We start from the raw sequence: 26312 nt of genomic DNA, 5'->3' as shown, positions 1-26312 counted from the left end.
TCCTCAACAATTCGTTCGCCGCAGCATTCGTCGGGCCCTGACGGGCGAGGACCACATTGAGTTAAGCGCTGCGTCACGGCCTATCAGCCCTGCGTTGACGCTTTCTTGACGTGCTTGCGGAGCACCTTTACGGTTTCCTTTCCGCCCCGCGTAAGGGCCGCAGGTCCACTCATTGTCAAACAAAATCGCGCGCAGAAAGTAAGTCCTGCAGTTTCGGCGAAAATCAGCTCTGCAATTGACGTAGGCCGTCCGCGAGCGGCCGAGCGCGAGCGCCGGGAGGTACTCGCGACCGACGGTGATCACGAATCTCGGCCGAGGATCGGCCCGCCACCCGCAGCCATTACGCAATCGATACGCGAACGGCGCGATGTTCGCGCGATCTTGACGCCCGGACGAAAGAAGGCCCACGGCAACGGCAGGTCCGGGTAAAAGTTCTCGGTCCAGGGCAGCAGGCACCGTTCGTCGCTGGTCCCGCTTCGATCATGCTCAGCGTCTACTACTGGCACCGGCGCGGACAGGCGCGGCTGCGCATGCGCAACCGCCGATGAGCGTGCCGACGCCAACCCCGCGTCAATGTTTGGTGCGGCGGCGTAAAGGAAGCGCTAGGACACTCCCAAATCCCAGTTTCTAAGCGAAATCTGGATGTTGTTGCTCCGGCAGAACCGCCGGCGCCTCGGCAGAAGGCCACTGATGACTATTTCCGACACGATCCGGCTGGTGCGGGTACGCACTGCGGTTACCACCGACGACGAATCATTGACGACTATCGGCAACGAACCCGATGTCGTCGCTGCGTGCCGTCGATGGCGTCGTGCATTCCGGTACAGCGCCATCGCATTTCCCGCGACGGTCCTGACACTGCCGGACGCCGCCAACTGGATCCGGGCGCACCGCTGTGAGGTCGACGCGCACTCGCCGCAGGGTATCGCGTTCGCGATGTCGGCCTCAATCCCATTGAAGCGCGTTATGTTCCACTGCGCCAACGCAACTGACCGCACCATTACCGACGCTCTCGATGCGGGGATTGGGCAGTTCATCGTCGATTCCGAGAGCAGGGCGGTGAAGCTCGGTGCGTGCGCGGTCGAGCCACTTCCTGTGCTCGTCGACGTCACCGATCTCCAGTCAGGCGCGGTGACCGCGCTGTCTACTCTTCGCGCGAGCGGCTCATCGCGAGCCGTTCGCGCAGAAGAGTACCTGGACTTAGCCGGCGTCTACCGGGAAGCCGGCACTCCTGAGGACGCCGTCCTGCCTGCGCTCGAAATCATGGCAGAACTCCGTGTTCGCGATCACATACTGCCCTCCCGGTTGGCCGTCGCCCTTCACCCCGAGTGCTCCACCTCGCCCGAATCTCTTGCTGATGCGTTGTCTGATGCAGTGGAGGAGGGCTGTGCTCGATACAGGTTGCCCCGGCCCGCATTGACCGTCTTTCCGGATTGGACCGCGCTCACTCACGGGGTGTGATCAGCGCCGGGGACACCGTCGGGCACTGAAGGCAGGGCGGTTGAATACACTGAGGCGCTGATGACTCAGACCACGCGGCTTGCACTGGTGCTCGGCGGCGGCGGAATCGCCGGAATCGCCTGGGAGACAGGGTTTCTCCTCGGCGTGCAGGACGAGCAGCCGGCAACCGCCCGTTTCCTGCTTGCCGCCGACCTGTTGCTCGGCACGTCGGCGGGCTCCACGGTGGCCGCGCAGCTGTCCAGCGGCGTTTCGCTGGAAGAGTTGTTCGCTCGACAGCTCGCACCGAATGCCCACGAGATCGAACCGCGGGTCGCTCTCGAGGACTTGATGGAGCTGTTCGAGGATGTGGTTGCCAACACCGGGCTATCGAGTGTCGCACGACTCCACGAGGTCGGCCGCCATGCGGTCGCGGCGGAGACAGTGGCCGAGGACGCGCGCCGTGCCGTGATTGCCGCGAGGCTGCCGTCACACACGTGGCCGGACCGGCGGCTCGTCGTGACCGCGATCGACGTCGAATCCGGCGAGTTGGTGTTGCTCGACAAGAACAGCGGCGTGTCCCTGGTCGATGCGGTTGCCGCGAGTTGCGCTGTGCCGGGGGTGTGGCCGCCGGTGACGATCGGCACACGGCGGTTCATGGACGGCGGAGTGGGCAGCACCGCGAACGTGGCCGCGGCCACCGACATCGACGCGGTGATCCTGCTCGCACCGATGCGGGAGCCGGGCGTCTTCGGGCGCACGCTGGCGGACGAACTCGCCGAGTTCGCCGGTCCGACTCTGGCCCTATTCGCCGACGACACCTCGATCGCGGCGTTCGGCGCCAACGTGCTCAGCCCCGCCTGCCGCCCACCGTCGGCTACCGCCGGCCGTGAGCAAGGCCGCAGACAAGCCCACGACATCGCGGCCTTCCTTGAGACGCTCGGGTGACGCGACGACAGTCAGCGCGGCGGGTCGCCTCTCCACATGAAGCTGTTGACGTAGTACCCCAGGGTGTATGCGAGGTTGAATCCCACGCCTGAGGGGTGTCCCCACGAGTCCTCTGCATAGGGGCCGAGCGCCTCGACGGCGAGCGCGAGGTCGTCCTTCACCGCGACCATGAACAGTGCCCGCACCTTGACGAACTGGCCGTTAGCGGTTTGTCTGACGACCTCGTCGACCTCGCCGTAGCCGGCCTGGTAGCCGAGCGTGGCGTTCGGTAGCTCGTACACCACCTGCCCGCCCGCCATATCGGCGTCGGCGAACTGCTTGGCGATGTCGCGTGCCGATTGGGATCGCGCGGGCACGCTGAACAGCACCACCTGGCCGTCGAAATCTGACCAGGAGACGCCGTTCCGCATCAGTTTGGCGCCCTCCGGATGCGCCACCGACCACGCGTAGTCGGCCCGAGTCCAGCGTTGGAAGCTCTCCACTGGCTCCGCGGCGAGCGTCTGGACCTTATTGTCGGCAGGTCCGGCAGGCGTGATAGCGGAACCACTGGCCGAGCCGCCCTTCGGGGGATTCGGCACGTCCGTCGGTGCGTTCGGACCTGGACCGACCTTCCCGGTCGGCGGCCGGGTCGGCGGTTGCTGGCAGTCTTCTGGGCAGTGCAGTTTCGGCGTGGGTTTGGTGGTCACCAGCGATACGACGACGATCACCGCGACAACCGCTGCCAGGCACGCGCCGAGGATCACGAAGAGTCGGCCGGATGACGTATACGGTTCCTTGGGCACGCGATAGGTCCGCTCGGGCAGAGCGAATCCGGGTGCCTCCGCCGGTGATGCGTCTTCCTCGCCCGACCCGGCTACCGCAACGCGCCGCTGCGTGCGCGAGGTGCGCGAGGCTGCGCGCGTCGAGACCCCGCAGTTGGGGCAGAACGCCATGTCGGGCACCACGTTCTCGCACTCCGCGCACAGGATCGGCTCGCCCGCCATTTCTTCGTGTGTCTCTTTGAGCAGCGAGAGATGCACGCCGATGCGCAGGGCGAGCACGGCGACCGCGGCGATCAGGAGGTGCAGTACGAGCTGGACCCATGGCCCGATGGGGGCGATGTCGATGAGGCCAATGCCGGCGTAGAGGACCACCACGATTGCGCACGCGGGCAGCGCGGCTTCCAGCAGGCGGCGTCGTTGTTGTGGTTTGGGCTCGCCTTGCCAGGTGAACCACAAGGCCGCGCCGAACAAGCCGCCCACGGCTGCGGCAGTCAAGGGCACCGCGATGCCCTGAAGGCCCGCCTCCATGATGAAGACCTGAACTGGCAGCGAGCGGTCGACCAGCCCCGACGCGATTTGGGGCGCCAGCCGCACCAGCGTTCCCGCCGCGGCGAAGGCGACCGCACCCAGCGCGCCGATGAGGAAGCCGTCGAGTGACTCCAGGTTCTTGGGTCGCGACAGCCGCACGATCACTGCGGGCACCAGCATCAGCACCGCGCCGCCCACCGGGATGAGCAGCCCGTTCACCAGGATCTGCTGGGTGGATGCTGCGCCGATCGTGGTGTAGCCGGCAGTGATCACCGGTGCGGTGAAATATGCCCATCCCACACCGAGTGCCGCGCCGATCACCGCGGCCAGCAGCAACGTCCGTTCCGGCAGGTCGTCGTCGCCGTAGACGTCGGACTCCTCGATGTAGACCAAGAACAGCAGCGGCAGCCCCAGCGCGCAGACCGCGATCAGCGGTGCCTGCCATTGCAGGAGTGCAAAGACAGCAAGCAGGACCAGCAGAGCGCCCAGCCCGAACCGGAACGTCGTGCGGGAGCGGTGCGGTAGGTGCGGGAACAGCGAGCTGACCACCGATAGCCCCAGCACGTTCTCACCGTCGGCGGCCCCGTACGCGCGCGCCCGCAGCCAGTCGGGTCCGTCGCCACGCACACGGGAGAGACGCGAGCCGCAGTGTCCGCAGAACTTGCCTCCGGGCACCTCGGTGCCGCACACCCGGCACGTCGTGGTGGGTATCGGCGCCGAGGCGGTAGATCCCGGCGTGGGTTCGTCAGTCATGGGTGGTCACCTTGTCGCGGGCTCGGGACGGGCACGTCGGGCATGGCTATCCGCCGGCTTTCTGAATGTCGAGAATGTTTTGCACGAGGTTGAAGGTGTCCGGGGTGCCCAGCCCGGTGGCCAGGTCGAAGCCCTCACCGCTGTTGTAGGCGACGTTGCCGCCGAAGGTGACGTCGTGGAACGCCGGCCGCGATCCCGTGGCTGCCTTGTACAGCACGGGGTTGATGTCCCCGATCTTCTTTCCGCCGTGCCCAGTCAGATACTGATTCATCAACATGGTCAGTGCGGCCAATATCGGCGCCGACAGCGACGTGCCGCCTCCGGGGATGAGCTTGCCGTCCTTGTAGAACCCGGCCCCGGTCGCGCCGTCGGCGACCGCGGAGAAGTCCGGAGTGAGCCGCTGCGTCTGCGGGTCAGGAACGCCTTGGTGGTCCCCCGTGAGGTTCTGGGCAAGCTGCACCGTGCGCTGCCAATCGGGGCGGGCGTAGACGTTGGAGACGCCGCCCCCGGTCCCGAACCCTGACGGGTAGTCCGCCCATCCCGCTTCGGTGACCCACCCGCCGTTGGAATCCGTCGACAAAGTCGTGCCTCCTGCCGAGACCACCTCGGGGATCGACGCGACGGCATTGAGCCCGATGTCGCCTTCCACCGGCGGGGCGAAGTATTCCGAATGCCCTTGCTGGCCTTTGCATTCATAACCGCCGTTGTCCCCACTGGACATGAAGACCGAGGTGCCGTGCTGCTCCGCCGTCCGGATGGCCTCCTGAATCGGGGCGAGGTTGGCGGCGTTGACCCGCAGGTCGCAGATCCAGATCAACGAGATGCTCCACACTGCGCCCGGGTAATCCCTGTCGATCTGTGCCATCGAGTCGGCCCATTCTTTGGTGGTCAAATTCCCGTTCGCCGCCACGGGCAGATACAGGATGACCTTCTGGGCTGCAGGGGCCATGCCATGGACCACCTCCACATCCATCGGCGTCTCACCGCCCTCCTTCGGGCGGTTTCCGATCTCAGTGGGCTTGAGCGGGACCGGAATGTTGAATTCCTGCGTGAACTTGTCGTAGTCGGATTGATTGCCACTGTCGATCTCGAAGAAGACGATGGTTTGCCCCTTGCCGTCGGCCTTCAACGGCGCGGCGTTGTACGTCTTCATCAGTCCCGTCGGCGAGAGGGCCCCGTCGGGTACGTCACGTGGAATCACCGGCGGCCGGGCCGTATTCACCGGGCCGCTGACGATGCGGCCCACCTCGGAGACGTCCCCGCGCACCGGCGCCGGAATCTCCGGCGCCTGCTTCGCCTCGTAGTACGTTTTTCCGTCAGCACTGCGGTAGTCGTGGATCGACACACCGAATGCGCTCCCGACGTCAGCGGGCGAACCCATCAGGTACGCCCAGCTGTGCCCCGGGCTCCAGTCGACCGACAGATGATGGCTATCGGCCCAGGCGATCAGGGCCTCCGGGCGGGTCGTGCCGTTGAGCGACACTGTGACGTCCACCGGGTGGCCTTGAGCTGGACCGAGATCGGTCGAGCCGTCGAGCATCTGCGTCGACGAGCTACCGGCCGAGGGCTTGGGCCCGGCCCCGGCATTGTGTGTCGGTGGGTCGCCGGCACGCGCGCACGACGCCAACACCAAGGTTGCTGTTGCGGCAAGGACGAGAATCCGCCGCTGAACTCCGCCTGGACGCCCTCTGGCGCCCTCACTATGACTATCCACCCGGGCGCTCTCCTCCGAAGGCCGAACGACTTCTCAACAGTAGCGCGACTTGCCAGCACACTCCCGTGGTTTTGCCAGCAACGTTATTTCTGCGGACTCTCAGGGCGACGCACCGGCTGGGCGTCGATGATCCGGCCGACCTCGGAAACCTCGTCGCGAAGCGGTGCCGGCACCGGGGGATCATCGTTCGAGGCGTAGAAGACGTTGTCGTCGGGATCGCGGTAGTCGTGAATCTCAACACCGAACGCCGATGCGATATCAACTCCCGCGCCGCCGACGTAGGCCCACGTCGCCCCGTCTCGCCACTTCACCGATAAGCGATGTTCTTCGGCCCAGTCGATCAGTGCAGAAGGCCGGGTTGAATCCGTGAGTGACACAGTGAGCTCCACGCGGCCCCGAGTTGGGCCCAAATCGGTCGGGTCGCGGTGCTTGCGTGGCGCCTCGACGGGGTCCGGCTTTTCCTGCTGATCCTCGGCCACGACGCGATCCTAACCAGTCGGTGGCGGCTGCGGGACGAACACCGGCTCATCGACGGCTGCGCTGTCGGGCCTAGCCGCAGCCGTCGTCCGCGGCCCAGTGGGCGGCAAGGATCACTCCGGCTTGGCGCTCGGGTGTCAGCTTCGCCCACGGCGTCTGCCACGTGCCGTCTTCGCCTGTCGGTGACGCTTGGACCATCGCCAAGTAAGGCTCGATCTGCGCGTGCGGGTCGCCTGGCTGGCTGGTCATCCATACCCGCGCGAAGTGGCAGGCCTGAAAGAACTCCTCCTCGGTCGCGCCGGACGGCGCGCTCACTGACGTCGTGACGCCGTTGGGCGAGACCCCGGACTGGCCGGCCGGCGGCGGTGGGGCGCTGGTCACCGCGCTCGAGTTCGTCGGTGAGGATGGCGCCCCCTGCTGAGTCGACGAGCAACCGGCCATGACGGTCATCGCGGCGAGCGCCGCCGACGCGCCCGCGATCGGCCCCCGGAGTCTGCCAACACCGTTCATATGTGCCAGACTATTTGCCGTGATGGGTTTCATCGGCACTCGGGAGTGTTGTCAGGCCTAAGTGCCTGCCCCCGATCTGCCCACCCATCATCCGAAAGTCCGGCCTCATGCCCGCTTTGTCCTCTGCGTTGGTCCCCTCTGCCATACCCACTGTCGGCGATCCCACTCGGCTGCGCCTGCCCGATCTGCTGCGCATCACAGACCTCAATGCCGAAGATGTGCTCAGCGGCCGCTTCGACCATCTGATCCCGGCCGGCGGCATCCCGCCAGATGAGCGGTGGTTCACGCGGCTGCACAGTGACGGCGAGCTTGACGTGTGGCTGATCAGCTGGGTGCCGGGGGAGGCCACCGAACTCCATGACCACTCCGGCTCCCTGGGCGCGCTGACGATTCTCAGCGGTGCATTACGTGAAACACGTTGGGCCGGTGACCAATTGCGTCGTCGTCGGCTGACAGCCGGAGACCAGGCCGCCTTCCCGCTTGGCTGGGTCCATGACGTCACGTGGGCCCCTGCGGACGCGAGGAGCAATGAAGAATCTGCGGAGTCCGCTGCGGCGCCCACTCCGACGCTCAGCGTGCACGCGTACTCGCCGCCGCTGACTGCGATGTCCTACTACGAAGTCACGGAACGCAACACGCTGCTGCGGACCCGCACCGAGCTCACCGATGCTCCCGAGGGCCGATGACGACCAGCCGGATCGACCAGATACTCGAGGCGGCGCGCGCACGGCTGCGCCGGCTCGAGGCCCCGGAGATTCCCGCAGCAGTGAGAAGGGGAGCGGTGCTCGTCGACATCCGGCCGCAGGCACAGCGCGAACGCGAAGGGACGGTGCCCGTCGCGTTGGTGATCGAACGCAACGTGCTGGAGTGGCGCTGCGACCCCACTAGCGACGCGCGTCTGCCGCAAGCCGTCGACGACGACGTCGAGTGGGTAGTGCTGTGCTCGCAGGGCTACACATCCAGCCTTGCCGCGGCCGCACTGCAGGACCTCGGGCTGCGCCGCGCGACCGACGTCGTCGGCGGCTACCAGGCCCTTCGCGACTCCGGGACACTGGCTGAGCTCGTCTAGCGGCCTACTCGGGCGCCTTCACGATCTCGCGCAGATCTTTGGTCTTCTGCGGCGTCCAGCCGGGCGGGTTCAAGATCGCCGCCCACGCGTCGACGACATTTCGGACGTAACGGTGGCCGTGACCGTCGGGCACGTCGACCGCGACGGCCATGTCGGCGGATACCTGCAAAAACGTCACGATCGGGATCCAGAACATGTCTTTCGGCCGGTCGTATCCCGGGGCCTCCCTGAGCCAGTCGGGCTTCTCGAACACCAGGTTGGGATTCCACCACGCGATCGGGTCGGACGCGTGCTGCAGGTAAACGACTTTGGGGCGGTATTGGTCGGTGTCCGGCCACGGACCGGGACGATCGAGATCTTCTTTGATCGCCACGAATCGGACGTTTCGCCCGCCGTCGTAAATCGGCAGCCACTCCGGCGAACCCGGGTCGCGATCATGCGTGGCTTCCAGCCACATCGTGTTCTGAAATGTCGGACCAGAGAACAGCGCGCCGTCGGTGCGCGCGAGGATGTTGTTCACCGACAGGAACGGTGCCTCGCCCCCGAACGAGCCCAGGCTCTCGCCGAACACCACAAGTTTCGGCCGGTGGTCCTCGGGAATCGCGCGCACCTTCGCCGACACCGCCTCGAACAGCGCCACACCGGCTTGGCGCGCCTTCTCCTTGTCGACGATGAACGACAGCCAGCTCGGCAGGAACGAGTACTGAATGCTGACGATCGCGGTGTTGCCGTTGTACATGTACTCGACGGTCTCGGCTTCCGCCTCGTTGATCCAGCCGGTGCCGGTGGTCGTCGCGACCGCGATCACCGCGCGGTCAAATGCGTGCATGCGATCGAGTTCCTCGACGGCCTTGTCGGCTATCGCCTCGATGTTGGGCGCCGAGTGCAAGCCCGCATACGCCCGGATCGGTTCCTTCGCGGCCGCCCCGCCGTTGAATTTGGACAGCTCTTCGACGGTGGGACCGTTGGCCACGAACGTGCGTCCCTGGTTGCCGAGGTCTTCCCACTTCACCGTGGAACCCGGGCCGCCGGAACGGTTGACGCTCGTCGGTGGCGGATTGTCGGGATTCTCTTCGTCGTTGACCGCCGCGAACGTCGAGTTCAGCGATCTCATGCCGTACCGCGCGACTACACCGTTGAGGATCGCGATGAACAGCGCCGCCACCAGGAGAGCCGCGATGACGGCTGAAACCCTCCGGGGCGCAATGCGATTGAGCTGACGTTCGAGGAACAGGATGAACTTGCCGATCAGCTGGCCGATCTCGACCAGCACGAACAGGACAACGATCGACAACACCCCGGCGAGGGGGTAGGCGTGCCACGCGAGCCGCGGCACCTGCACCATGTCGCGGACGTGGTCCTGCCAGACGTGAAACCACCAGACCATCCCGACGGTGCCGGCGATGCCCACGATTACCAGAGCGAGCCACGCGGCCTTCGGCGCAGGCGGGCTGGTGTCTTTGGACCGCATGAACTTCACCAGCCAGACCGCGAAAACACCGAGGCCATACCCAATCGCGCCCGCGATACCGCTGACGATTCCCTGGAAAAGCGGGCCGCGCGGCAGCAGCGAAGGCGTCATCGACAACCACAGGAACACCAGCCCGACCGCGGTACCGGTGAAGGTGTAATGGCGCACCCACCAATCCGGTCTTTTGGCCGGCTCGTCCGCCGCCTTCGCCGCCGGTGGCTCGGCTGGGTCTACGTCCGGCGTCGTCTCGGCGGGTTCGTCAGGGCTCGCCTCGGCGGCCTGTGTTTCGGTCATTCACCAAGTGTTCAGCGGTGAACGAACTTTGGTGGGCGTTTCTCGACAAACGCGGCCATGCCTTCGCTCTGGTCGGACGTGGCGAACGCGGAGTGGAACAGCCTGCGCTCGTAGAGCAGACCCTCGGCGAGCGGTGATTCGAAGGCGCGGTTGACCGCCTCCTTGGCCATCCGCGCCGCGGATAGGGACATCTGCGAAATCGTGGTCGCCGCTGCCATCGCCTCACGCATCAGCTCGTCGGCGGGCACGACTCGCGACACCAGCCCGGTGTGCTCGGCCTCCGCGGCGTCCATCGTGCGTCCGGTCAGGATCAGGTCCATGGCTTTGGCCTTGCCGATCGCCCGTGTGAGCCGCTGCGAACCGCCCATTCCGGGAAGCACGCCGAGCTTGATCTCGGGCTGGCCGAACTTCGCGGTGTCGGCGGCGATCAGCAGGTCGCACATCATCGCGAGCTCGCATCCGCCACCCAGCGCATAGCCAGCCACCGCGGCGATGGTCGGGGTCCGCACGGCGGCGAAGCGGCCCCACGTCGCGAAGTAGTCCTGGGAGAAGACGTCGGAGAACGACAGTGCCGACATCTCCTTGATGTCGGCGCCCGCGGCGAAGGCTTTCTCCGAGCCGGTGACGACGATTGCGCCGACGCCCTCGTCGGCGTCGAGATCGGCTGCCGCCGTGGTGAGTTCCGTCATCACCTGGCTGTTCAGCGCGTTCAGCGCATTCGGCCGGTTCAGCGTGATCGTCGCGACGCGATCCTGACGGTCGACGAGGATGGTCTCGTAAGTCATCTCAGGAGTCCTTTCTAGAACGTCAGATCATTCTCGACGGGGGCGAAGAAGTCCTCGACGTCGGCAGCGGTGACCGCCGGGATTTGGGCCGGTGACCATTTCGGGCTGCGGTCCTTGTCGATCACCTGCGCGCGGATGCCTTCTTCCAGGTCAGGGTGACGCAACGTTCCGCAGGACACTCGATACTCTTGCTGCAGAACGCCTTCCAGTGTGAGGCTGCCCGCCCGCCGCACGGATTCCAGCGCCACCGCGAGTGAGGTAGGGGAACGGGTGGCGATCAGGTTGGCGGCGTCGTTGGCGGGCCCGGCGTCATGTCCCCGCAGCGCGGCAACGATGTCGGCGACGGTCTCGCCGGCGTAACATTCGTCGATCCAATTCTGTTGTGCGACAAGATTGCTGTGTGGTGGTGCGACCGCGTGACGGTCCAGCGCGGCTTCCAGGCCGTCGCTGACGACGGTTTCGGTGAAGTCGTCGAGATCCGTGTGCGGGACGTAGTGGTCGGCGAAACCGATTGCGATGGCGTCGGATCCGGCGAACGGCGCGCCGGTGAGCGCGGCGTGAAGGCCCAGGCGCCCGGGCATGCGGGCCAGGTAGTAAGTGCCGCCGACGTCAGGGGCGAAGCCGATTCCGACCTCGGGCATCGCGATCTTGGAGGTGTCGGTGACGATGCGGGACGACCCGTGCACGCCGACGCCGACGCCGCCGCCCATCACGATGCCGTCCATCAACGCGATGTACGGCTTGGGATATCTGGCGATGTAATGGTTCAGGACGTACTCGTCGTACCAGAACTGCCTGCTCTCGCTGCCGCCGTCGGCGCGGATGCTGTGATAGATCGCGACGATGTCGCCGCCCGCACAGAGGCCGCGTTCGCCGGCGCCCTCGACGACCACGGTGTGGATGTCATCGTCGTGCTCCCACTCGGCAAGCACTGCGTGCATCGTCGTGACCATCGTGTGGGTGAGCGAGTTGATGGCTTTGGGCCGGTTCAGGACAAGAAATCCGACACCGTTGTCGGTGCGGGTCAGGATCTCGTCACACGGTGTAGCGGTTTCAAGCGGCGATTCATCCGTCACGGAACAGCAATCTAGATCGTCTCCCGAGCTTGATCACTCACGGGTAAGGTTTACCTTGCAGAAACTCACAGACGGGAACTGGAATGCCGGCGTCGATCGTTAGACCGTTGTTCCCCCATATTCAGCACAGGAGAGGATCCGACGGTGCGGGAGAGTAGCAATCCGGTATTTCGCTCGCTGCCTAAGCAGCAGAGTGGATACGCGCAGTTCGGCACCGGTTATGCCGCCGGTGCGCAGCAGGTTTATCAGGGCACCGAGACCGAGCCATACGTACAGAAGGGCGTCGCGCGCCCGCTGACCATTGACGACGTCGTCCAGAAGACCGGCATCACGCTCGGCGTGGTCACGCTGGTCGCGGTGGTGTCTTACATCCTGGTCGGCCAGAATCTCGGCCTCGCGATGCCGTTCACGTTGGTCGGCTTCTTGGGCGGTTTCGTCCTCGTGCTGATCGCCACCTTCGGCCGTAAGCAGGACAACCCGGCGATCGTGCTCAGCTACGCCGCGCTGGAGGGCCTCGGCCTCGGTGCAATCTCGTATCTGTTCGCCAACTTTGTTGTGTCCGGTGTCGGCGCCGGCGTCTTCCTCATGCAGGCGGTGCTCGGCACGCTGGGTGTGTTCTTCGGCATGCTCGTCGTCTACAAGACGGGGGCGATCCGCGTCACGCCCAAGCTCACCCGCATGGTCGTGGCCTCGCTGTTTGGCGTCTTGATTTTGATGCTCGGCAACTTCCTGCTCTCCATGTTCGGTGTGAATGGTGGCCAGGGTCTGGGTATCCGCAGCGGCGGCACGATCGCGATCATCTTCTCGCTGGCGGTTATTGCTCTCGCCGCGTTCATGTTCCTGATCGACTTCGATCAGGCGGACCAGATGATCCGCGCCGGCGTGCCGGAGAAGGCGGCATGGGGCATCGCGTTGGCGCTGACGGTCACCCTGGTGTGGCTGTATCTGGAGATCCTGCAGCTGCTCAGCTACTTCTACCGCGACTAGCACGCTATTCAGAAAGGCCCGGCACTGTGGTGCCGGGCCTTTCTGCATGCCTGGAGGTTCGCCGAGAGGCGGCGGCCGGCGAGAGGCTGGCCTCATGGAGCTTGGCGAGGAGCCGTTTGTCGGCAGTGAGGCGATACTCCGGGGGTTGGTTCGCAAGCACGAACTGCGAGCTCGCTACCGGTCCGTCTACCCAGACGTCTACGTCACAAAGGAACTGGTGCTGACGCTGCATCAGCGGGCTCACGCAGCGTGGTTGTGGTCCCATCGGCATGGCATCATCGCCGGCCTTACAGCGGCTGCACTGCATGGCTCGAAATGGGTCGACGACTCTCGCCCCATTGAGCTGATATGGCCGAATTCCCGCCGGCCGCGTGGACTGCGCACATACGACTTTCGGCTTCGTGCGCACGAATACGCCCACATTGGCGACTTTCTTGTGACCACGCTCGAGCGCACCGCCTTCGACATCGGCCGACACGGTTCATTGAACGAGGCGGTGGCCCGGCTCGATGCGCTCGGCAACGCAACAGGTTTCCACCTCGATGAAGTGCGTCGAATCGCCCGCGACCATCCAGGAGCGCGCGGGGTTCGTCAGCTACTGACCGGTTTGGACCTCTACGACCCTGGGGCTGCGTCTCCAAAAGAAAGGTGGCTGCGGCTATTGATCATCCGAGCCGGATATCCGCGCCCGCAGACGCAAATACCGGTTCGCAGTCCCGATGGCTCGCAGTGGTACTACCTCGACATGGGTTGGGAGAACCTCAAGTTGGCGGTCGAGTACGACGGCGATCAACATCGCGTCGACCCGGTTCGATTCGCGTACGACATCCGACGTCTCGAGGATTTGCAAACTCTCGGTTGGACCGACATTAGAGTGACAGCCCGACACCCTTCTTCGGATGTCATGCGCCGGGTGCAGCGGGCATGGGACCAACGCGCGCGTCGAGACTGCTGACAGATCGCGAGGCAGCTCGAAATCGCGATCTCACAGCAGTCTCGGTGAAGGAAACGCCGCTAGGACAGTCGCTCGATGATCATCGCCATGCCCTGGCCGCCGCCAACGCACATCGTCTCCAGGCCGAACGTCTTGTCGTAGGTCTGGAGGTTGTTCAGCAGCGTGGCTGTGATCCTCGCACCGGTCATGCCGAACGGATGGCCCAGCGCGATCGCCCCGCCCGAGACATTGAGCTTGTCCTCGTCGATGCCGAGCTCGCGCGCCGAGCCGAGCACCTGAACGGCGAATGCTTCATTGATCTCGACGAGATCGATGTCGTCGATTGACATTCCGGCGTTGGCCAGCGCCTTGCGGGTGGCCTCGATGGGCCCGAGGCCCATGATCTCCGGCGACAGCCCGCTCACCCCGGTCGCCACGATCCGCGCCAGCGGCTTCAGACCCAGCTCGCGGGCCTTCGCATCCGACGTGATCACCACCGCGGCGGCGCCGTCATTCAGCGGACACGCGTTGCCTGCCGTCACCGTGCCGTTGGGCCGGAACACCGGCTTGAGCTGGCTGATCTTCTCGTACGTTGTGCCCGCGCGGGGGCCGTCGTCCTTGCTCACCGTCGAGCCGTCCGGCAGCGTCACCGGCACGATCTCACGTTCGAAGAAGCCGTTGGCGATCGCCTGTTCGGCCCGGTTCTGGCTGCGCACACCCCAGTGATCCTGGTCCTCGCGGCTGATACCTGTAAGTAGCACAACGTTTTCCGCGGTCTGGCCCATCGCGATGTAAACGTCCGGCAGGTTGCCGTCCGTGCGGGGGTCGTGCCATTCGTCGGCGCCCGCAGCGGCCTGCACGGTCCGGTCTTCTGCGTCCGCGTACTCGGGGTTGTGGGTGTCAGGCCAGCCGTCCGACGTGCCCTTCGGGAAGCGCGACACGGTCTCCACGCCCGCCGAGACGAATGCCGATCCCTCACCCGCCTTGATGGCGTGGAAGGCCATGCGGCTCGTCTGCAATGACGACGAGCAGTAGCGGTTGACCGTTGTGCCGGGCAGGAAGTCGTAGCCGAGTTGAACGGCCACCGTGCGGCCGATGTTGAATCCCGACTCGCCGCCGGGCTGTCCGCAACCCATGATCAGATCGTCGAGGTCGTGTGGATCAAGCGCGGGAACCTTGTCCAGCGCGGCGCGCACCATCTGCGCGGCGAGGTCGTCGGGGCGGATGTCGACCAACGATCCTTTGCCGGCGCGGCCGATCGGCGATCGGGCTGTCGAGACGATGACGGCTTCGGGCATGACGCCTCCTGTTGTGACGGAACTAGAACAACCTAGTCGGCGTCAGTTGGCAGGCACGACCACGGGTGCCGGAACACCCGTGGTACGCCGCCAGACCCGGCTGAACCGGCGCAACCGGCTCTTGATCGTCCTGGCCTCCGCCGCCCGCGACACCCACGGCAGCTCCGGCACAGGACCGCCGGTCCATTCCCCAAGTACGTTGCACAGGGCGGGAAAAAGCTGCTTGGCTGCCAGTGCATACCCCGCCGCCGACGGGTGGTACTTGTCCTCGGCGAACATCAGCTCGGGCGCTTGAAGAAACTCCGGTGCGAGCAGGTCTGCCAACGGCACCGATGCTGCATCGGCGGTGCGCACCGCTGCGGCCTGGGCACGTGCCAGCCGCAGGCCGCGCGTGCGCAGCGTCCACCGAAGCGGCTGCGGAATGGCTGTGATGACCCCGAAATCCGGACACGTGCCGACCACGACGACCGCACCGCTGGCCCGCAACCGCCGGACCGCGGCTCGCAGACGACGCGCCGACTGGTTGATGCCGTTGAGTGCGGTGATGTCGTTGGCGCCGATCATGATGACCGCCGCGTCGGGAGGCGGGCCCGCCACGAACATCGCGTCTACCTGACCGGAGAGGCCCTTCGAGGTGGCACCAGATATGGCCTTGGTGCTCAACCGGATTCGCTTGCCCGTCTCGTCGGCGAGGCCGCGCGCCAGCAAGACGCCGGGGACCTCGTCGGCGCAGTCGCAGCCCAGCCCGGTGGCCGTCGAGTCGCCGAAGATCATCAGGTGCAGGTCGAACGGCACGTCTCGGGACCAACGCTCGACCGGACCGCCACCTGGTGAATAGACACCGTCGGCGCGCGGCGGCGGTGTCCAGGTCCTCGGGATGACGCTGCGGGCCCGATCTGCCTGCCCGTACAAGAGATTTCGGGCCCCGACATAGGCGGTCCCGGAGGACGCGACGGCTCCCACAGCCGCCAGCGCGATAGTCGACCGACGCGGTGCGCGCATGCCCACACCATCAAGTCTAGGTGTGAATGCGACGGAAAACCTGCAACTAGGGCCGATGAGCGCTCGCGCGAAGAGGAAAAGGAGGCGATGAGCCCAGGAACTATCGAGGCGGTCACGAGCCAATATCGGATCCGGTATCAAAACACCTTCGTTGATTGTTGAAGTTGGGAAGGGTGTCAAGCTAAGTTACCGGGAATTGACGGTTGCCCCGTCGGAACCCGGCCTACAACGGCGTAGGAGTGTGAACATGACCGCACCGAGCAAGGTTTCGGGTTCTCCGAGGGCGCATATCGGCGCAGCTAGATCGGTAAAGAGCCGAAGATATCCGGTCAGCGACGGCGCGCCTGTCGAGGTGGTGGAAGACGGGCCTAGTATCGCCGGGCGCCTGGCCTGGTTGGGCGCCCGGCTCACCATCCGTCCGACGCTGACAGTTGGCAGCCACGCCCCGTTTGTTCCGTGGCCATGGGGCCTGATCGACTTTGTCTCGCGTGCAATGCTGCCCATCCCAGGCACAGTGCGCGCCACCATCAAACTCCCTCACTGCACCGCGCAGGTGGTCCGCGCGAAAGGCGTGCTGCCCGCCGACGGCAAGCGCCGGATCGTGCTGTATATGCACGGCGGCGCGTTCCTGACGTGCGGCGCGCACTCGCACGGCCGGTTGACGACGATGATCTCCCACTACGCCGATTCGCCTGTGCTGGTGCTCAACTACCGGATGGTCCCGAAGCACTCGGTCGGTGAGGCGATCGACGACTGCTACGACGGTTACCAGTGGCTGCGCGACCTCGGCTATCAGGCGGATCAGATTGTGCTGGCAGGAGATTCGGCAGGGGGCTATCTCGCGCTCGCGTTGGCGGAGAGGCTACTCGCCGATGGCGAAGAACCCGCCGCGCTGGTATCACTGTCCCCGTTGATGCAGCTGGACCCGGAGGCGAAGAAGGCGCACGCCAACATCGCGACCGATGCGATGTTCCCGCCCAAGGCTTTTGACGCGCTGGCCGAACTCATCGCGCGCGCAGCGGCTCGCCGCACAGTCGACGGGGAACCCGAGGGTGTGTACGAACCGCTGGACCACATCGAACCGGGTCTTCCCCGCACCCTGATTCACGTGTCAGGGTCCGAAGTGCTGCTTTACGACGCCCGGTTGGCCGCACGCAGGCTGGCCGCGGCCGGAGTTACCGCCGAGGTGCGCGTCTGGCCGGGGCAGATGCACGTGTTCCAGCTCTGCGCACCGATGGTTCCCGAAGCCGTGCGCTCCCTGCGACAGATCGGCGAGTACATTCGCGAGGCCACCGGCTAGTACCGACTCACGGGTCGTTATCGCCGGGGATTCACGCGGCTGCGATCATGTACCCATGCGGATTGCCCGGCACATCAGTGAGCTGATCGGCAACACCCCCCTGGTCGAGCTGCACTCAGTTGTGCCCGACGGGGCCGGGCGCGTTGTGGCGAAAATCGAATACCTCAACCCGGGCGCCAGCGCCAAGGACCGCATTGCCGTCAAGATGATCGACGCAGCCGAGGCCAGCGGTGAGTTGCGGCCCGGCGGAACGATTGTCGAGCCGACGTCGGGCAATACCGGCGTCGGCCTGGCTCTTGTGGCACAGCGGCGCGGGTACAAGTGCATCTTCGTCTGCCCGGACAAGGTCAGCGAGGACAAGCGCAACGTGCTGCGGGCCTACGGCGCCGACGTGGTGGTCTGCCCGACCGCAGTGCCGCCGGACCACCCCGACAGCTACTACAGCGTGTCCGATCGCTTGGTGTCCGAGGTCGACGGCGCATGGAAACCCGATCAGTACTCGAACCCGAACGGTCCTGCCAGCCACTACGAGACCACCGGGCCCGAGGTGTGGGCCGACACCGACGGAACGGTAACGCATTTCGTCGCCGGCGTCGGCACCGGCGGCACGATCACGGGCGCGGGGCGTTACCTCAAGGAAGTGTCGGACGGCAGGGTCCGCATCGTCGGTGCCGACCCGGAAGGCTCCGTCTACTCGGGTGGCAGCGGCCGGCCGTATCTGGTGGAGGGCGTGGGAGAGGACTTCTGGCCCGCCGCGTACGACCCGGCAGTTCCCGACGAGATCATTGCCGTATCCGATGCCGACTCCTTCGACATGACGAGGCGGCTGGCCCGCGAGGAAGCGCTGCTCGTGGGAGGCTCCTGCGGCATGGCGGTGGTTGCGGCGGTCAACATCGCCGAGCGGGCCGGGCCGGATTCGCTGGTCGTGGTGTTGCTGCCCGACGGCGGCCGGGGCTACATGTCGAAGATCTTCAACGACGACTGGATGTCGTCCTACGGGTTTCTGCGCAGCAGGCTGGACGGCTCGGTGGAGCAGCCGACCGTCGGAGATGTGTTGCGGGGCAAGTCCGGTGCGCTGCCAGACCTGGTCCACACGCATCCGTCGGAAACGATTCGCGACGCGATCGGAATCCTGCGCGAGTACGGGGTGTCGCAAATGCCGGTCGTCGGTGCCGAACCGCCAGTCATGGCAGGCGAAGTCGCGGGCAGCGTATCGGAGCGCGAGATGCTGTCCGCGGTGTTCGAGGGCCGCGCCAAACTTGCCGACGCCGTATCGCAGCACATGAGTCCGCCGCTGCCGATGATCGGCGCCGGTGAGCAGGTCGGGACTGCGGCGAAGATGTTGCGGGACTGCGACGCGCTGATGGTGGTCGAGGAAGGCAAGCCGGTCGGCGTGATCACGCGCCAGGATCTTCTGGGCTTCCTGTCGGGAACCTCCACTCGCGGGTAAACGACGGTCCGCTCAGCGGACCGCGCTGTTGAAAGCGGTAATCGCGCGACATTGGGTGAACCCCGATATGTCAGTCGCGGAAACCACAGTCGTCCTGCCGGCGCCCGGCGTCGCAGTTCGGCCTGCTCGCCGCGAGGATCCGGTAGCCGGTCTGGTGTATGACGCTGCGCCGCATGCTTACAACGCGATCGCGGGCTCCGAGCGCGAGGCGCGCCGCGCGCTCGAACAGCTGTGGCGCACGCAGGGCCATTCGGCCAGCTTCGAGCACGCGCTCGTGGCCGAGATCGACGGCAAAGTTGTCGGGGTTCTGATCGGCTTCGCGGCCCGCGAGCGTTACCGGTTGCATCTTGCCCTGCTGCACAAGGGTTTACGGTACGCGAGCATGCGCCGGTGGCCGCTGCTGTTCGCGTCGCTGCTACACCTGATCGCCGCAACGCCGAGACCTCCGCGGCGCGCCTACTACGTCGGCACGATCGCTATCGCCCGCCACGCTCGTCGCCGCGACGTCGCGTCAACGCTCGGGTATCACGCTGAACTGGTGGCGCAGCGCGGCGGATTCCCGGTCATCGTCGCGCATACCGGCTCGCGGCACCGCCCGGCCAGGAGTGCTCTGGAACGCTACGGTCTTCGGCCCGTCAAGGACCGTCGGTGGGGTTACGTCCTGTATGCGAAACCGGTTGCGCCGAAAGTCGCACTGTCGCAGGTGATGTGACTATGGGAGGCATCGTCGTGATGGCGGGCGTGATCGTAGTCGCCGACTTCGCGACGAAAGAACTCGCGTTGCGAAACCTGGCTGGCCGCCGGGGAATCCTGCGTCTGGTCACCAGCGGTCGCCAGTTGATTCCGCGCGACGACTCGCTGCGCAGGATGGTCGTGTTGTATTTGTCGGCCGTCGCATCCGTGATCGCTGCCCTGCTCTGGGCTCCCGCGCTCAGCGAGAACAGGGTCCTGATCCTCGGCCTGACGGCGGCGCTGGCCGGTGCGGCGGGCAACGTCGCCGACCGCCTGTTGCGCGGCGTGGTAGTGGATTTCATCGCGATCGGCCGCTGGCCGGTGTTCAACCTCGCCGATGTCGCGATCGTCGGGGGAGCAGCACTTGCCGGCGCATCGCTGCTCTGGCGTCTGGGCGATACACCCGTGAGCTGGGGAGGGTAGTGCGCGTGCGTCGCATATTGTTCGACGTTGGCGGGCTTCGGATTTGGAGCTATCCGGCGATGTTGTACGTGGGGCTGGTGTGCGGCTTCTACGTGATGTATGCGGTCGCGCCGAGCCTTGGCATTGAGCGCACTGCCGCGTCGGTGGCGGCGTTGATCATGTTCTTGCCTGCGGTGGCGGGGGCGCGCATCTGGTTCGTGCTCGATCACTGGGAGATCTATCGCCATGACCCACGCCGCATCTGGCGATATTCAGAAGGCGGCATGGCGCTCTACGGCGGCCTTTTACTTGCGCTGGTGCTCTCGGTTCCGGTGTTGGCCGCACTCGGGCTCGGATTCGCGGCGTTCTGGGACGGCGCGACATTCACGATGCTCACGGGGATGATTTTCACTCGGGTCGGCTGCCTGCTCAACGGCTGCTGCGCGGGTCGGCCACACGACGGCCGGCTCGGGTGGCGCCTGCCGGATCACAAGGGCCGTTGGGTGCGCAGGTATCCGGTGCAGCTGCTCGAGATGGCGGCCGCAGCGGCATTGCTCGCCGCGTCGGTGGTGCTGCTGTGGGTCGGCGTCCCACGTGGCACGATCTTCCTTGCCGCGCTCTTCGGTTATGCAGCAACGCGTTTCGCTATCGATCCGCTGCGCGAGCGATCAGCGGGTGTCACCGTCGATCATCGGAGGGCGTTGGCCGTGTTCGTCACGTGTGCAGTGGCGTTATCAGCGCTCGGCTGGTTCGTCACGACTGCTTGAAGACGGGGTTGAGCACGATCTGACCACCGCCGTTCATCGTGATGGCCGATGGGAACATGCAACTGTCGATCATGTTTGCCCCGTCGATTCCCTGGCACAGGATCGCATGGGTGTAGGTCCCGTCGTCGACGTCGATCGTGACTGATCCGGTCGCGACCCCTGAATCGTTGACCGTCCAGTTCGAGGGAACGCGGCGGTAGGTGTGGGAGCCGCCGGTGTCCGGTTCATGTGCGGGTTGCGCGTCGTTGCCTGGATCGCCCTTGGTCACCCCGAAGAACGCGCCGAGTTCCTTATACGTCTCGGCCAGCGCCTTTTTGGTCGCGTTGTTGCGAATCGTCATGCGTGCCGTTTCTCCTAGCTGTTGTTGATCTGGCGGGCGACCACCCACGCGATGCCGTCCGCGCCGGAGCCGCCGGCGAAGAATCCGCCACCTGCGCCGCCGCCCCCCGGCTCGTTTCCGGGCTGCCCCGCGTTGGTCTGGTCAGATCCGGCCGTCTCCGTTGTCGGGCCCAGGGTTTGCTCGGAAGGTTGAGGCCCTACGCCCGTGAGGCTCGAGCTGCCCGCGGCGCCGCCTCCTTCGGCGGTCTGATCCGAGATCCCGTCAGCCGTGGCAGTGGTGTCACCGCCGTTGGTGGGCTGATTGGTCACCGTTCCCCCCGCACCGCCCGCTCCGACCGTCATGGTGATCAATGTCGTGGTCGGAGGCAACGGGACGACGTTCTCCCCGTGCGGGGGGTCTCCCGGACCGCGCCAGAGCGACGTGGTCTTGAAAGCGCCCGCGAGGCCGCCGTTGTTCGACGACGCGCCCCCTCCGCCACCGATAAGGAAAAGGTCGACGTAGTTACACCACGGCGGGATCGTGTACGTGGTCGTGCCCACCATCATCGGCGGCTCCGCCTGCAGGTCGTGCGGGGCGAAAGCGGCCGTGGCCGACAGTGTGCCTTCATTGCCGAGCTCGATGTCGCGGCTGGCGCCGTCCTCGCCGACTTGCTGGAACCCGGTCGCGAAGACCGACCAATGGTTGACGACGTCCTTGAAGGAAAGGGCGCGGTTGTACACCGCTACGTCCTGCAGTGTGCCTGCAAAGAATTCACCGGGTGCGTTGGCGTCTGCACTCGCGCCGATGTGCAGTGCGCCGCCGGTGGCCGGGGGGATGTGGCGGGACGCGGAGTTGAACCGGGAGTTGTCCGGGTTCTCCTGGTCGAGGAATGTCCCTTCGCCGTCGCTGGCGGCCGGGTTCACCCACAGGCTGAGGGTCGATCCGTCGTAGGTCATCGCGGTGTAGAAGGGCCCCGGGCCTGCTTCGCGGGCGTGCACGACGACGGGCGGCTGGAAGCCGTTGGCACCTCCGACGGAGGCCTCGAAATCGGTGCCGTGCACCGCCAACTGGTATGCGCCGCCGGATTCGACGATCACCTGCCTGCCGGTCCCGACGCCCGCCGGCTGCACGAGGGCCTCGACGCTGAACTCGGGGGCATTGAGGTCGAGCGTGAAGGGCACCTCCACGAATCCGGTCTTGCCGTCGAATTCGGCTCCGAAGTTGGACAATTCGACGGCGGCGGCGCTGACCAAGCCCTTGACATGGTTCGATACCCCGCCGTGGTAGGTGCCGTCATGTCGGTTCATGTGGTCTACGGCAGTCGGGGGTGACGAGTCGTTCAGCTCCCACAGGCTGATCAAGCCGTCAGATTGGGCGACTATCCCGCTGTACGACTGCGGTATCGGATCGGCATCGAGCGTGCATCCGACGAACCGGACCGCCATCAACATGGCGGCGATCAGCAACGGTGCCGCGAGGATGACCGCGAGGGTCATATCAGTTCTCCTACCCGTCGACGCATCGCCCGAACTACGGGGACCATTGCGCATCGGTCGCCTTCGCCCGACAAGATCCTGGTCCGCTCAGCGGACCGCAGTCGCGACGGCGCGTACGTCGGTGTGAAAAGGTTTCGGATCGAATGTCGTTGGGGTGTCTGCTAGGAAGCCGGCGCCAACCGCCAGGAGGATGATGCCCCGATGTATGTGGGCGTCGTTGTCAATCCCTTCGCACGGAAGAACCGCGGCAATCCCGGCGATCGCACCGCCAAGCTCCGTCGCGTTCTCGGCCGGTGGGGTGAGGTGCACGAAACCCGTTCTCTCGATGAGCTTCGCGCGGTGGTGAGCAGCCTCGACACTCGGGTGACCCACCTGGTCAGCGACGGGGGTGACGGGTCGCTGAACTGGTTGATCAACGAGATGCACTCGCACATAAGCGATCCCGCACTCTGGCCGACGTTCGTGCCGACCAGCGGCGGCACCATCGATTTCGTCGCCCGCAAGGCGCGGATCGGCGGGCGCGCGGAGGCGATCGTGGGTGCGCTCGCCGCGTCGGCCGAGACCGGTGGATCGCCGCGGGAAGTCACGCTTGACAGCTTGGAACTGTGCGGCGAAACCGTCGATGGCACAACGTTTCACCGGGTCGGATTTGCGCTGGCCGCAGGTGGCGTCGGGAATCGCTTCTTCGACGCGTATTACCGGGATCGCGATCCGGGACGCGCGACCATCGTGCGCGTCATCGTCCGTGCGGTCGGCGACTACGTTCTCGCGAAAGCTGTGGGCAAAGGATCGGGCGGGCGACGGTACGCCGAGGAATTGTTCAACCCGACCCGAGCCCGCGTGGCGATCGACGGCGTCGAGGTCCCGACTCGTCACCACACGGCATTGCACGCCGGTGCATTCGACGTGAATCTTGGTGGGGTGGTTCGGCTTTTCCCAAAGGCTCGCGAGCCGGGAGCGTTGCATTTCCAAGCAGGCGAGCTGCCGCCGGCGAAAATGATTGCCCAGCTTCCCGCGTTGATAGCCGGACGCGGGATTCGTGGTGATCGGCTCTGCGACGTCGAGGGCCGCGAGATGATCATCGTGGCCCAAGATGAGCCGCTGTCGCCGATCATCGACGGCGAGCGCTTCGCCGCGATTGTGCATCTCGTTGTGCGTGCCGGGCCGGGCGTTCGTATCGCGCGGATCGGCTGATTACCGCTTTACCGCCCGCAGGCGTCGATGGTTTCGGTGTTGCTCCACATCACCCGGGCTGCGCCACCTATGTAGTGGCGGCGGTGGTCGGTGGCGGTGATGTGCAACGTCCCGCTATCGGCACTGGTGGGCAGTTCGGCGCGGAACTGGCCAACGGCGTCGGCGGTGAAGGTGATGAAGTCGCTGGCGTCGTCCGCGGTGTACGAAACATGAACTGTCACTTCGTGATTCGGTAGGAATCCGGTCCCGGCAACCACGCATCGGGCGGCGGACGTCACAGTGATCGATGGTTGCGCCTCGATGACACGTTGGGGCGTGCCGGGCTGGTTCGGCGCGAGATAAGCCATCACATCCTCCGATTCGCTCGGCGCGTTGACCGCCCGCGCAGGAGCTGCCCGAATCTCACAGCAAACGTACAGGAATGGGCAAGTCGGCGGTCCGGCCACCGGACCGATGCCGCTATGACAACCGGGCGCCGATGCGGCGAGCGGCAAGCGCCACGAGATCGCAGACCCGGGTGGTTGGTTTGGCAGCTCCTAAGAGTGCCGTCACGGCGGCTGTGCATGTGCCATCCGGTGCCCAGACCGGGGCGGCCACGCAACACACCCCTGGCAGGGCCTCTTGATCATCGATCACCGTGGTGTGCAGCTCGCGAATGGAATCGCGCAGCCGGCGCCATTCATGGGCGGACCAGCAATCTGGCAGCGTGATCTCGGCGTCCGCTTGAGCCGCGTAGAGGACCCGCCCGGTCGCCGTGCGCGCCGTCGACTCCGGGTCCGCGGGGCTCGGCAAGAAGGCGTGCCCGTGCGCCACAGTGGTGCAGATGACCCGCAATCTGCCCTCGTGCAGCGTGCGCAGTGAGGCCATTGCCCGCGTTTGCACGGCCAGACTGTGCACCGGTGCCTGACCGGCCTGTCGCAGCACGGGGTCGGGCTGCCAGCGCTGTCCGATGTAGCCGATTCGGGGTCCGAGGTAGTAACGGCGCTCGACGCGCTGGACTGCGCCCAAGTCGGCCAATTGTTCGGCGAGCCGGTACGCAGAGGTTTTTGCGAGGCCTGCCGCGCGGGCCAATGCGGTAAGTCCCAATCCTTCGTCGGCGTCGGCGAGGGCGTCCAGCACGCCGAACGCTCCGTCGAGCACCCCGCGCCTTGACTCGCCTATCGGCGACGAGTCCGAGTTGACTTCGGTAATGCTCAAGGGCCGCACCACAGTGACCACTTCCTCTGAATCGCGGCGACAGAGAACGCCACAGAGACCTTAAACGCGGACAGAGTATGGAATCGGGCTATCGCGGTATTCCACGCAGGTTTTGTTTTGTGTTTATTTACGCGCACCGCAACCCGTAGCGGTAGGCGTCCGAATCTGAATGCCGTTTTCGAAGGAGAAGTGCTGTGTTGCAACGGTTATCAGCCAGCCGAATACTGCTCGGGAAAGGCGCGCGGAATTGTCATGTGCGCAAATTCGCATCGACGAAATGTCCCGGTAATGACACTCCATGACGGCGGACCGGTGGTGACGTCGGGCCGGCGGCCCAGCAGCCGGCTATCTGAAGGCCGACTCCCCGGTCAGCGCTTCGCCGATGACGAGTTGGTGCACCTCTGAGGTGCCTTCGTAGGTGAGCACGGACTCCAGGTTGTTGGCGTGCCGAATCACCGGGTATTCGAGCGTTATCCCATTGGCGCCCAACAGGGTGCGGCATTGTCTCGCAATCGTGAGGGCTTCGCGGACGTTGTTGAGTTTGCCGATGCTGACCTGATCGGGGCGGATCTGCCCGCCGTCCTTGAGGCGGCCGAGATGGATCGCCAGCAGTTGCGCCTTGGCCAACTCGACGGCCATGTCGGCGAGCTTGGCCTGCGTGAGCTGATAGGCGGACAGCGGCTTGTCGAACACCTGACGCGTCGTCACGTAGTCCAACGTGGCCTCGAGGCAGTCACGGGCTGCGCCGACGGCACCGAACACGATCCCGAACCGCGCTTCCGACAGGCACGCCAGCGGGCCCGATAACCCTTGTGCTTCAGGCAGTTTCGCATCAGCAGGCAACCGGACGTCGTCGAACGCCAACTCCGAGGTGACCGATGCGCGCAAAGACACCTTGTGCGTCATCGTGCGCGCAGAGAACCCCGGCGTGTCCGTCGGGACGACGAAACCAGCGATGCCGTCCTCCGTTCTGGCCCAGACGATCGCGACGTCGGCAATCGACCCGTTGGTGATCCACATCTTCGATCCGTTCAGGATCCAATCGCCGCCGTCTCGACGCGCATTCGTGCGCATGCCAGCAGGATTGGAGCCGAAGTCGGACTCGGTGAGCCCGAAACAGCCGATCGCCTCGCCCGTGGCCATCGACGGCAGCCACTGCTGCCGTTGTTCTTCGCTGCCGTGACGGTGGATCGCGAACATCGCCAGCGAACCCTGCACCGAGACCAGGCTGCGCAACCCGCTGTCGACGGCCTCGAGCTCCTGGCACACCAGCCCGTAGGCGGTGGCGCTGGATCCGGAGCACCCGTACCCCTTCAGGTGCATGCCCAGCAGCCCGAGCTTCCCGATATCGACGGCGACCTCTCGGGCCGGCATCTCACCGGTCTCGAACCACTCGGCGACGTGGGGACGC

General features: G+C 65.7%; 26 protein-coding genes. 12 read left to right on the top strand and 14 right to left on the bottom strand.

The window, feature by feature from the left end; translation table 11 throughout:
- Nucleotides 1-690 precede the first annotated feature (690 nt).
- Nucleotides 691-1461 (top strand): type III PLP-dependent enzyme domain-containing protein, encoded by a 771-nt coding sequence (locus QOH60_RS26155; RefSeq protein WP_526424799.1) that lies wholly within the window; start codon nucleotides 691-693, stop codon nucleotides 1459-1461.
- Between the two features lie 60 nt (nucleotides 1462-1521).
- Nucleotides 1522-2385: a patatin-like phospholipase family protein gene (locus QOH60_RS26150; protein ID WP_526424798.1), complete on the top strand. Its 864-nt coding sequence runs from the start codon at nucleotides 1522-1524 to the stop codon at nucleotides 2383-2385.
- Between the two features lie 11 nt (nucleotides 2386-2396).
- On the opposite strand, the gene QOH60_RS26145 is transcribed toward QOH60_RS26150, so the two are convergent.
- The 4 genes from QOH60_RS26145 to lpqV form a co-directional block, all read right to left on the bottom strand.
- Nucleotides 2397-4427, bottom strand: coding sequence for a zinc ribbon domain-containing protein (locus QOH60_RS26145; RefSeq protein ID WP_526424797.1), 2031 nt, complete (start codon nucleotides 4425-4427; stop codon nucleotides 2397-2399).
- Between the two features lie 46 nt (nucleotides 4428-4473).
- Nucleotides 4474-6141, bottom strand: coding sequence for a S53 family peptidase (locus tag QOH60_RS26140; RefSeq protein ID WP_526424796.1), 1668 nt, complete (start codon nucleotides 6139-6141; stop codon nucleotides 4474-4476).
- 83 nt (nucleotides 6142-6224) lie between these two features.
- On the bottom strand, nucleotides 6225-6620 hold the full coding sequence (locus QOH60_RS26135) for a hypothetical protein (RefSeq protein WP_526424795.1): 396 nt from the start codon (nucleotides 6618-6620) through the stop codon (nucleotides 6225-6227).
- Nucleotides 6621-6690: 70 nt separating this feature from the next.
- Nucleotides 6691-7128 carry a lipoprotein LpqV gene (lpqV, locus tag QOH60_RS26130; protein ID WP_526424794.1) on the bottom strand — a complete coding sequence of 146 codons (438 nt, stop codon included), beginning with the start codon at nucleotides 7126-7128 and terminating at the stop codon, nucleotides 6691-6693.
- 107 nt (nucleotides 7129-7235) lie between these two features.
- Here lpqV and QOH60_RS26125 point away from each other — a divergent pair, with 107 nt between their 5' ends.
- The gene (locus QOH60_RS26125; RefSeq protein ID WP_526424793.1) at nucleotides 7236-7814 is read left to right on the top strand and encodes a cysteine dioxygenase; all 579 of its coding nucleotides are present in this window, start codon (nucleotides 7236-7238) and stop codon (nucleotides 7812-7814) included.
- Nucleotides 7811-8197 carry a rhodanese-like domain-containing protein gene (locus QOH60_RS26120; protein ID WP_526424792.1) on the top strand — a complete coding sequence of 129 codons (387 nt, stop codon included), beginning with the start codon at nucleotides 7811-7813 and terminating at the stop codon, nucleotides 8195-8197. Before QOH60_RS26125 ends, QOH60_RS26120 begins: the two co-directional genes overlap by 4 nt.
- Before the next feature lie 4 nt (nucleotides 8198-8201).
- On the opposite strand, the gene QOH60_RS26115 is transcribed toward QOH60_RS26120, so the two are convergent.
- From QOH60_RS26115 to QOH60_RS26105, 3 genes are read right to left on the bottom strand one after another with little or no spacing between them, the layout of a single operon-like run.
- Complete coding sequence (locus tag QOH60_RS26115) at nucleotides 8202-9962, bottom strand: alpha/beta hydrolase (RefSeq protein ID WP_526424791.1); 1761 nt, start codon at nucleotides 9960-9962, stop codon at nucleotides 8202-8204.
- An 11-nt stretch (nucleotides 9963-9973) separates the two neighbouring features.
- Complete coding sequence (locus QOH60_RS26110; protein ID WP_526424790.1) at nucleotides 9974-10747, bottom strand: enoyl-CoA hydratase; 774 nt, start codon at nucleotides 10745-10747, stop codon at nucleotides 9974-9976.
- 14 nt (nucleotides 10748-10761) lie between these two features.
- Nucleotides 10762-11823 carry a 3-hydroxyisobutyryl-CoA hydrolase gene (locus tag QOH60_RS26105; RefSeq protein ID WP_526424789.1) on the bottom strand — a complete coding sequence of 354 codons (1062 nt, stop codon included), beginning with the start codon at nucleotides 11821-11823 and terminating at the stop codon, nucleotides 10762-10764.
- Between the two features lie 144 nt (nucleotides 11824-11967).
- Between QOH60_RS26105 and QOH60_RS26100 the strand changes: the two genes are divergently transcribed.
- On the top strand, nucleotides 11968-12810 hold the full coding sequence (locus QOH60_RS26100; protein WP_526424788.1) for a Bax inhibitor-1/YccA family protein: 843 nt from the start codon (nucleotides 11968-11970) through the stop codon (nucleotides 12808-12810).
- A gap of 94 nt (nucleotides 12811-12904) precedes the next feature.
- Nucleotides 12905-13765 (top strand): hypothetical protein, encoded by an 861-nt coding sequence (locus tag QOH60_RS26095; protein ID WP_526424787.1) that lies wholly within the window; start codon nucleotides 12905-12907, stop codon nucleotides 13763-13765.
- A gap of 59 nt (nucleotides 13766-13824) precedes the next feature.
- On the opposite strand, the gene QOH60_RS26090 is transcribed toward QOH60_RS26095, so the two are convergent.
- Both QOH60_RS26090 and QOH60_RS26085 read right to left on the bottom strand, forming a co-directional pair.
- A complete protein-coding gene (locus tag QOH60_RS26090; protein ID WP_526424786.1) occupies nucleotides 13825-15042 on the bottom strand; it encodes an acetyl-CoA C-acetyltransferase in 1218 nt (405 codons plus the stop codon).
- A 42-nt stretch (nucleotides 15043-15084) separates the two neighbouring features.
- Nucleotides 15085-16050, bottom strand: coding sequence for an SGNH/GDSL hydrolase family protein (locus QOH60_RS26085; RefSeq protein WP_526424785.1), 966 nt, complete (start codon nucleotides 16048-16050; stop codon nucleotides 15085-15087).
- A gap of 241 nt (nucleotides 16051-16291) precedes the next feature.
- On the opposite strand from QOH60_RS26085, the gene QOH60_RS26080 reads away from it, so the two are divergent.
- From QOH60_RS26080 to QOH60_RS26060, 5 genes are all read left to right on the top strand, one after another.
- Nucleotides 16292-17344: an alpha/beta hydrolase gene (locus QOH60_RS26080; protein WP_526424784.1), complete on the top strand. Its 1053-nt coding sequence runs from the start codon at nucleotides 16292-16294 to the stop codon at nucleotides 17342-17344.
- Nucleotides 17345-17399: 55 nt separating this feature from the next.
- The gene (locus QOH60_RS26075; RefSeq protein ID WP_526424783.1) at nucleotides 17400-18794 is read left to right on the top strand and encodes a cystathionine beta-synthase; all 1395 of its coding nucleotides are present in this window, start codon (nucleotides 17400-17402) and stop codon (nucleotides 18792-18794) included.
- A gap of 67 nt (nucleotides 18795-18861) precedes the next feature.
- Nucleotides 18862-19506, top strand: a complete 645-nt coding sequence (locus QOH60_RS26070; RefSeq protein ID WP_526424782.1) for a GNAT family N-acetyltransferase — start codon at nucleotides 18862-18864, stop codon at nucleotides 19504-19506.
- Between the two features lie 2 nt (nucleotides 19507-19508).
- Nucleotides 19509-19949: a signal peptidase II gene (locus QOH60_RS26065; RefSeq protein ID WP_526424781.1), complete on the top strand. Its 441-nt coding sequence runs from the start codon at nucleotides 19509-19511 to the stop codon at nucleotides 19947-19949.
- A 5-nt stretch (nucleotides 19950-19954) separates the two neighbouring features.
- On the top strand, nucleotides 19955-20695 hold the full coding sequence (locus tag QOH60_RS26060) for a prolipoprotein diacylglyceryl transferase family protein (protein ID WP_526424780.1): 741 nt from the start codon (nucleotides 19955-19957) through the stop codon (nucleotides 20693-20695).
- On the opposite strand, the gene QOH60_RS26055 is transcribed toward QOH60_RS26060, so the two are convergent.
- Together QOH60_RS26055 and QOH60_RS26050 are read right to left on the bottom strand one after the other, a co-directional pair.
- Nucleotides 20682-21035 (bottom strand): hypothetical protein, encoded by a 354-nt coding sequence (locus QOH60_RS26055; RefSeq protein ID WP_526424779.1) that lies wholly within the window; start codon nucleotides 21033-21035, stop codon nucleotides 20682-20684. The genes QOH60_RS26060 and QOH60_RS26055 overlap by 14 nt on opposite strands.
- Before the next feature lie 14 nt (nucleotides 21036-21049).
- Nucleotides 21050-22510 carry a glycine-rich domain-containing protein gene (locus QOH60_RS26050; RefSeq protein WP_526424778.1) on the bottom strand — a complete coding sequence of 487 codons (1461 nt, stop codon included), beginning with the start codon at nucleotides 22508-22510 and terminating at the stop codon, nucleotides 21050-21052.
- 201 nt (nucleotides 22511-22711) lie between these two features.
- On the opposite strand from QOH60_RS26050, the gene QOH60_RS26045 reads away from it, so the two are divergent.
- A complete protein-coding gene (locus tag QOH60_RS26045; protein WP_526424777.1) occupies nucleotides 22712-23704 on the top strand; it encodes a diacylglycerol/lipid kinase family protein in 993 nt (330 codons plus the stop codon).
- A gap of 8 nt (nucleotides 23705-23712) precedes the next feature.
- Here the strand turns inward: QOH60_RS26045 and QOH60_RS26040 are convergent, their stop codons facing one another.
- The 3 genes from QOH60_RS26040 to QOH60_RS26030 all read right to left on the bottom strand — a co-directional run.
- Entirely contained in the window at nucleotides 23713-24051 is a 339-nt protein-coding gene (locus QOH60_RS26040) for a hypothetical protein (RefSeq protein ID WP_526424776.1), read from the bottom strand.
- A gap of 112 nt (nucleotides 24052-24163) precedes the next feature.
- Nucleotides 24164-24901, bottom strand: coding sequence for an IclR family transcriptional regulator (locus QOH60_RS26035; RefSeq protein WP_526424775.1), 738 nt, complete (start codon nucleotides 24899-24901; stop codon nucleotides 24164-24166).
- 345 nt (nucleotides 24902-25246) lie between these two features.
- On the bottom strand, nucleotides 25247-26312 hold a 1066-nt coding region (locus QOH60_RS26030; RefSeq protein ID WP_526424774.1), incomplete at its 5' end, for an acyl-CoA dehydrogenase family protein.

This window comes from Mycobacterium sp., from assembly GCF_032159765.1.
In the GTDB taxonomy this organism is placed as follows: domain Bacteria; phylum Actinomycetota; class Actinomycetes; order Mycobacteriales; family Mycobacteriaceae; genus Mycobacterium.
Note: the sequence above shows the minus strand (reverse complement) of the source record. Positions and strands in the feature narration are given on the sequence as shown.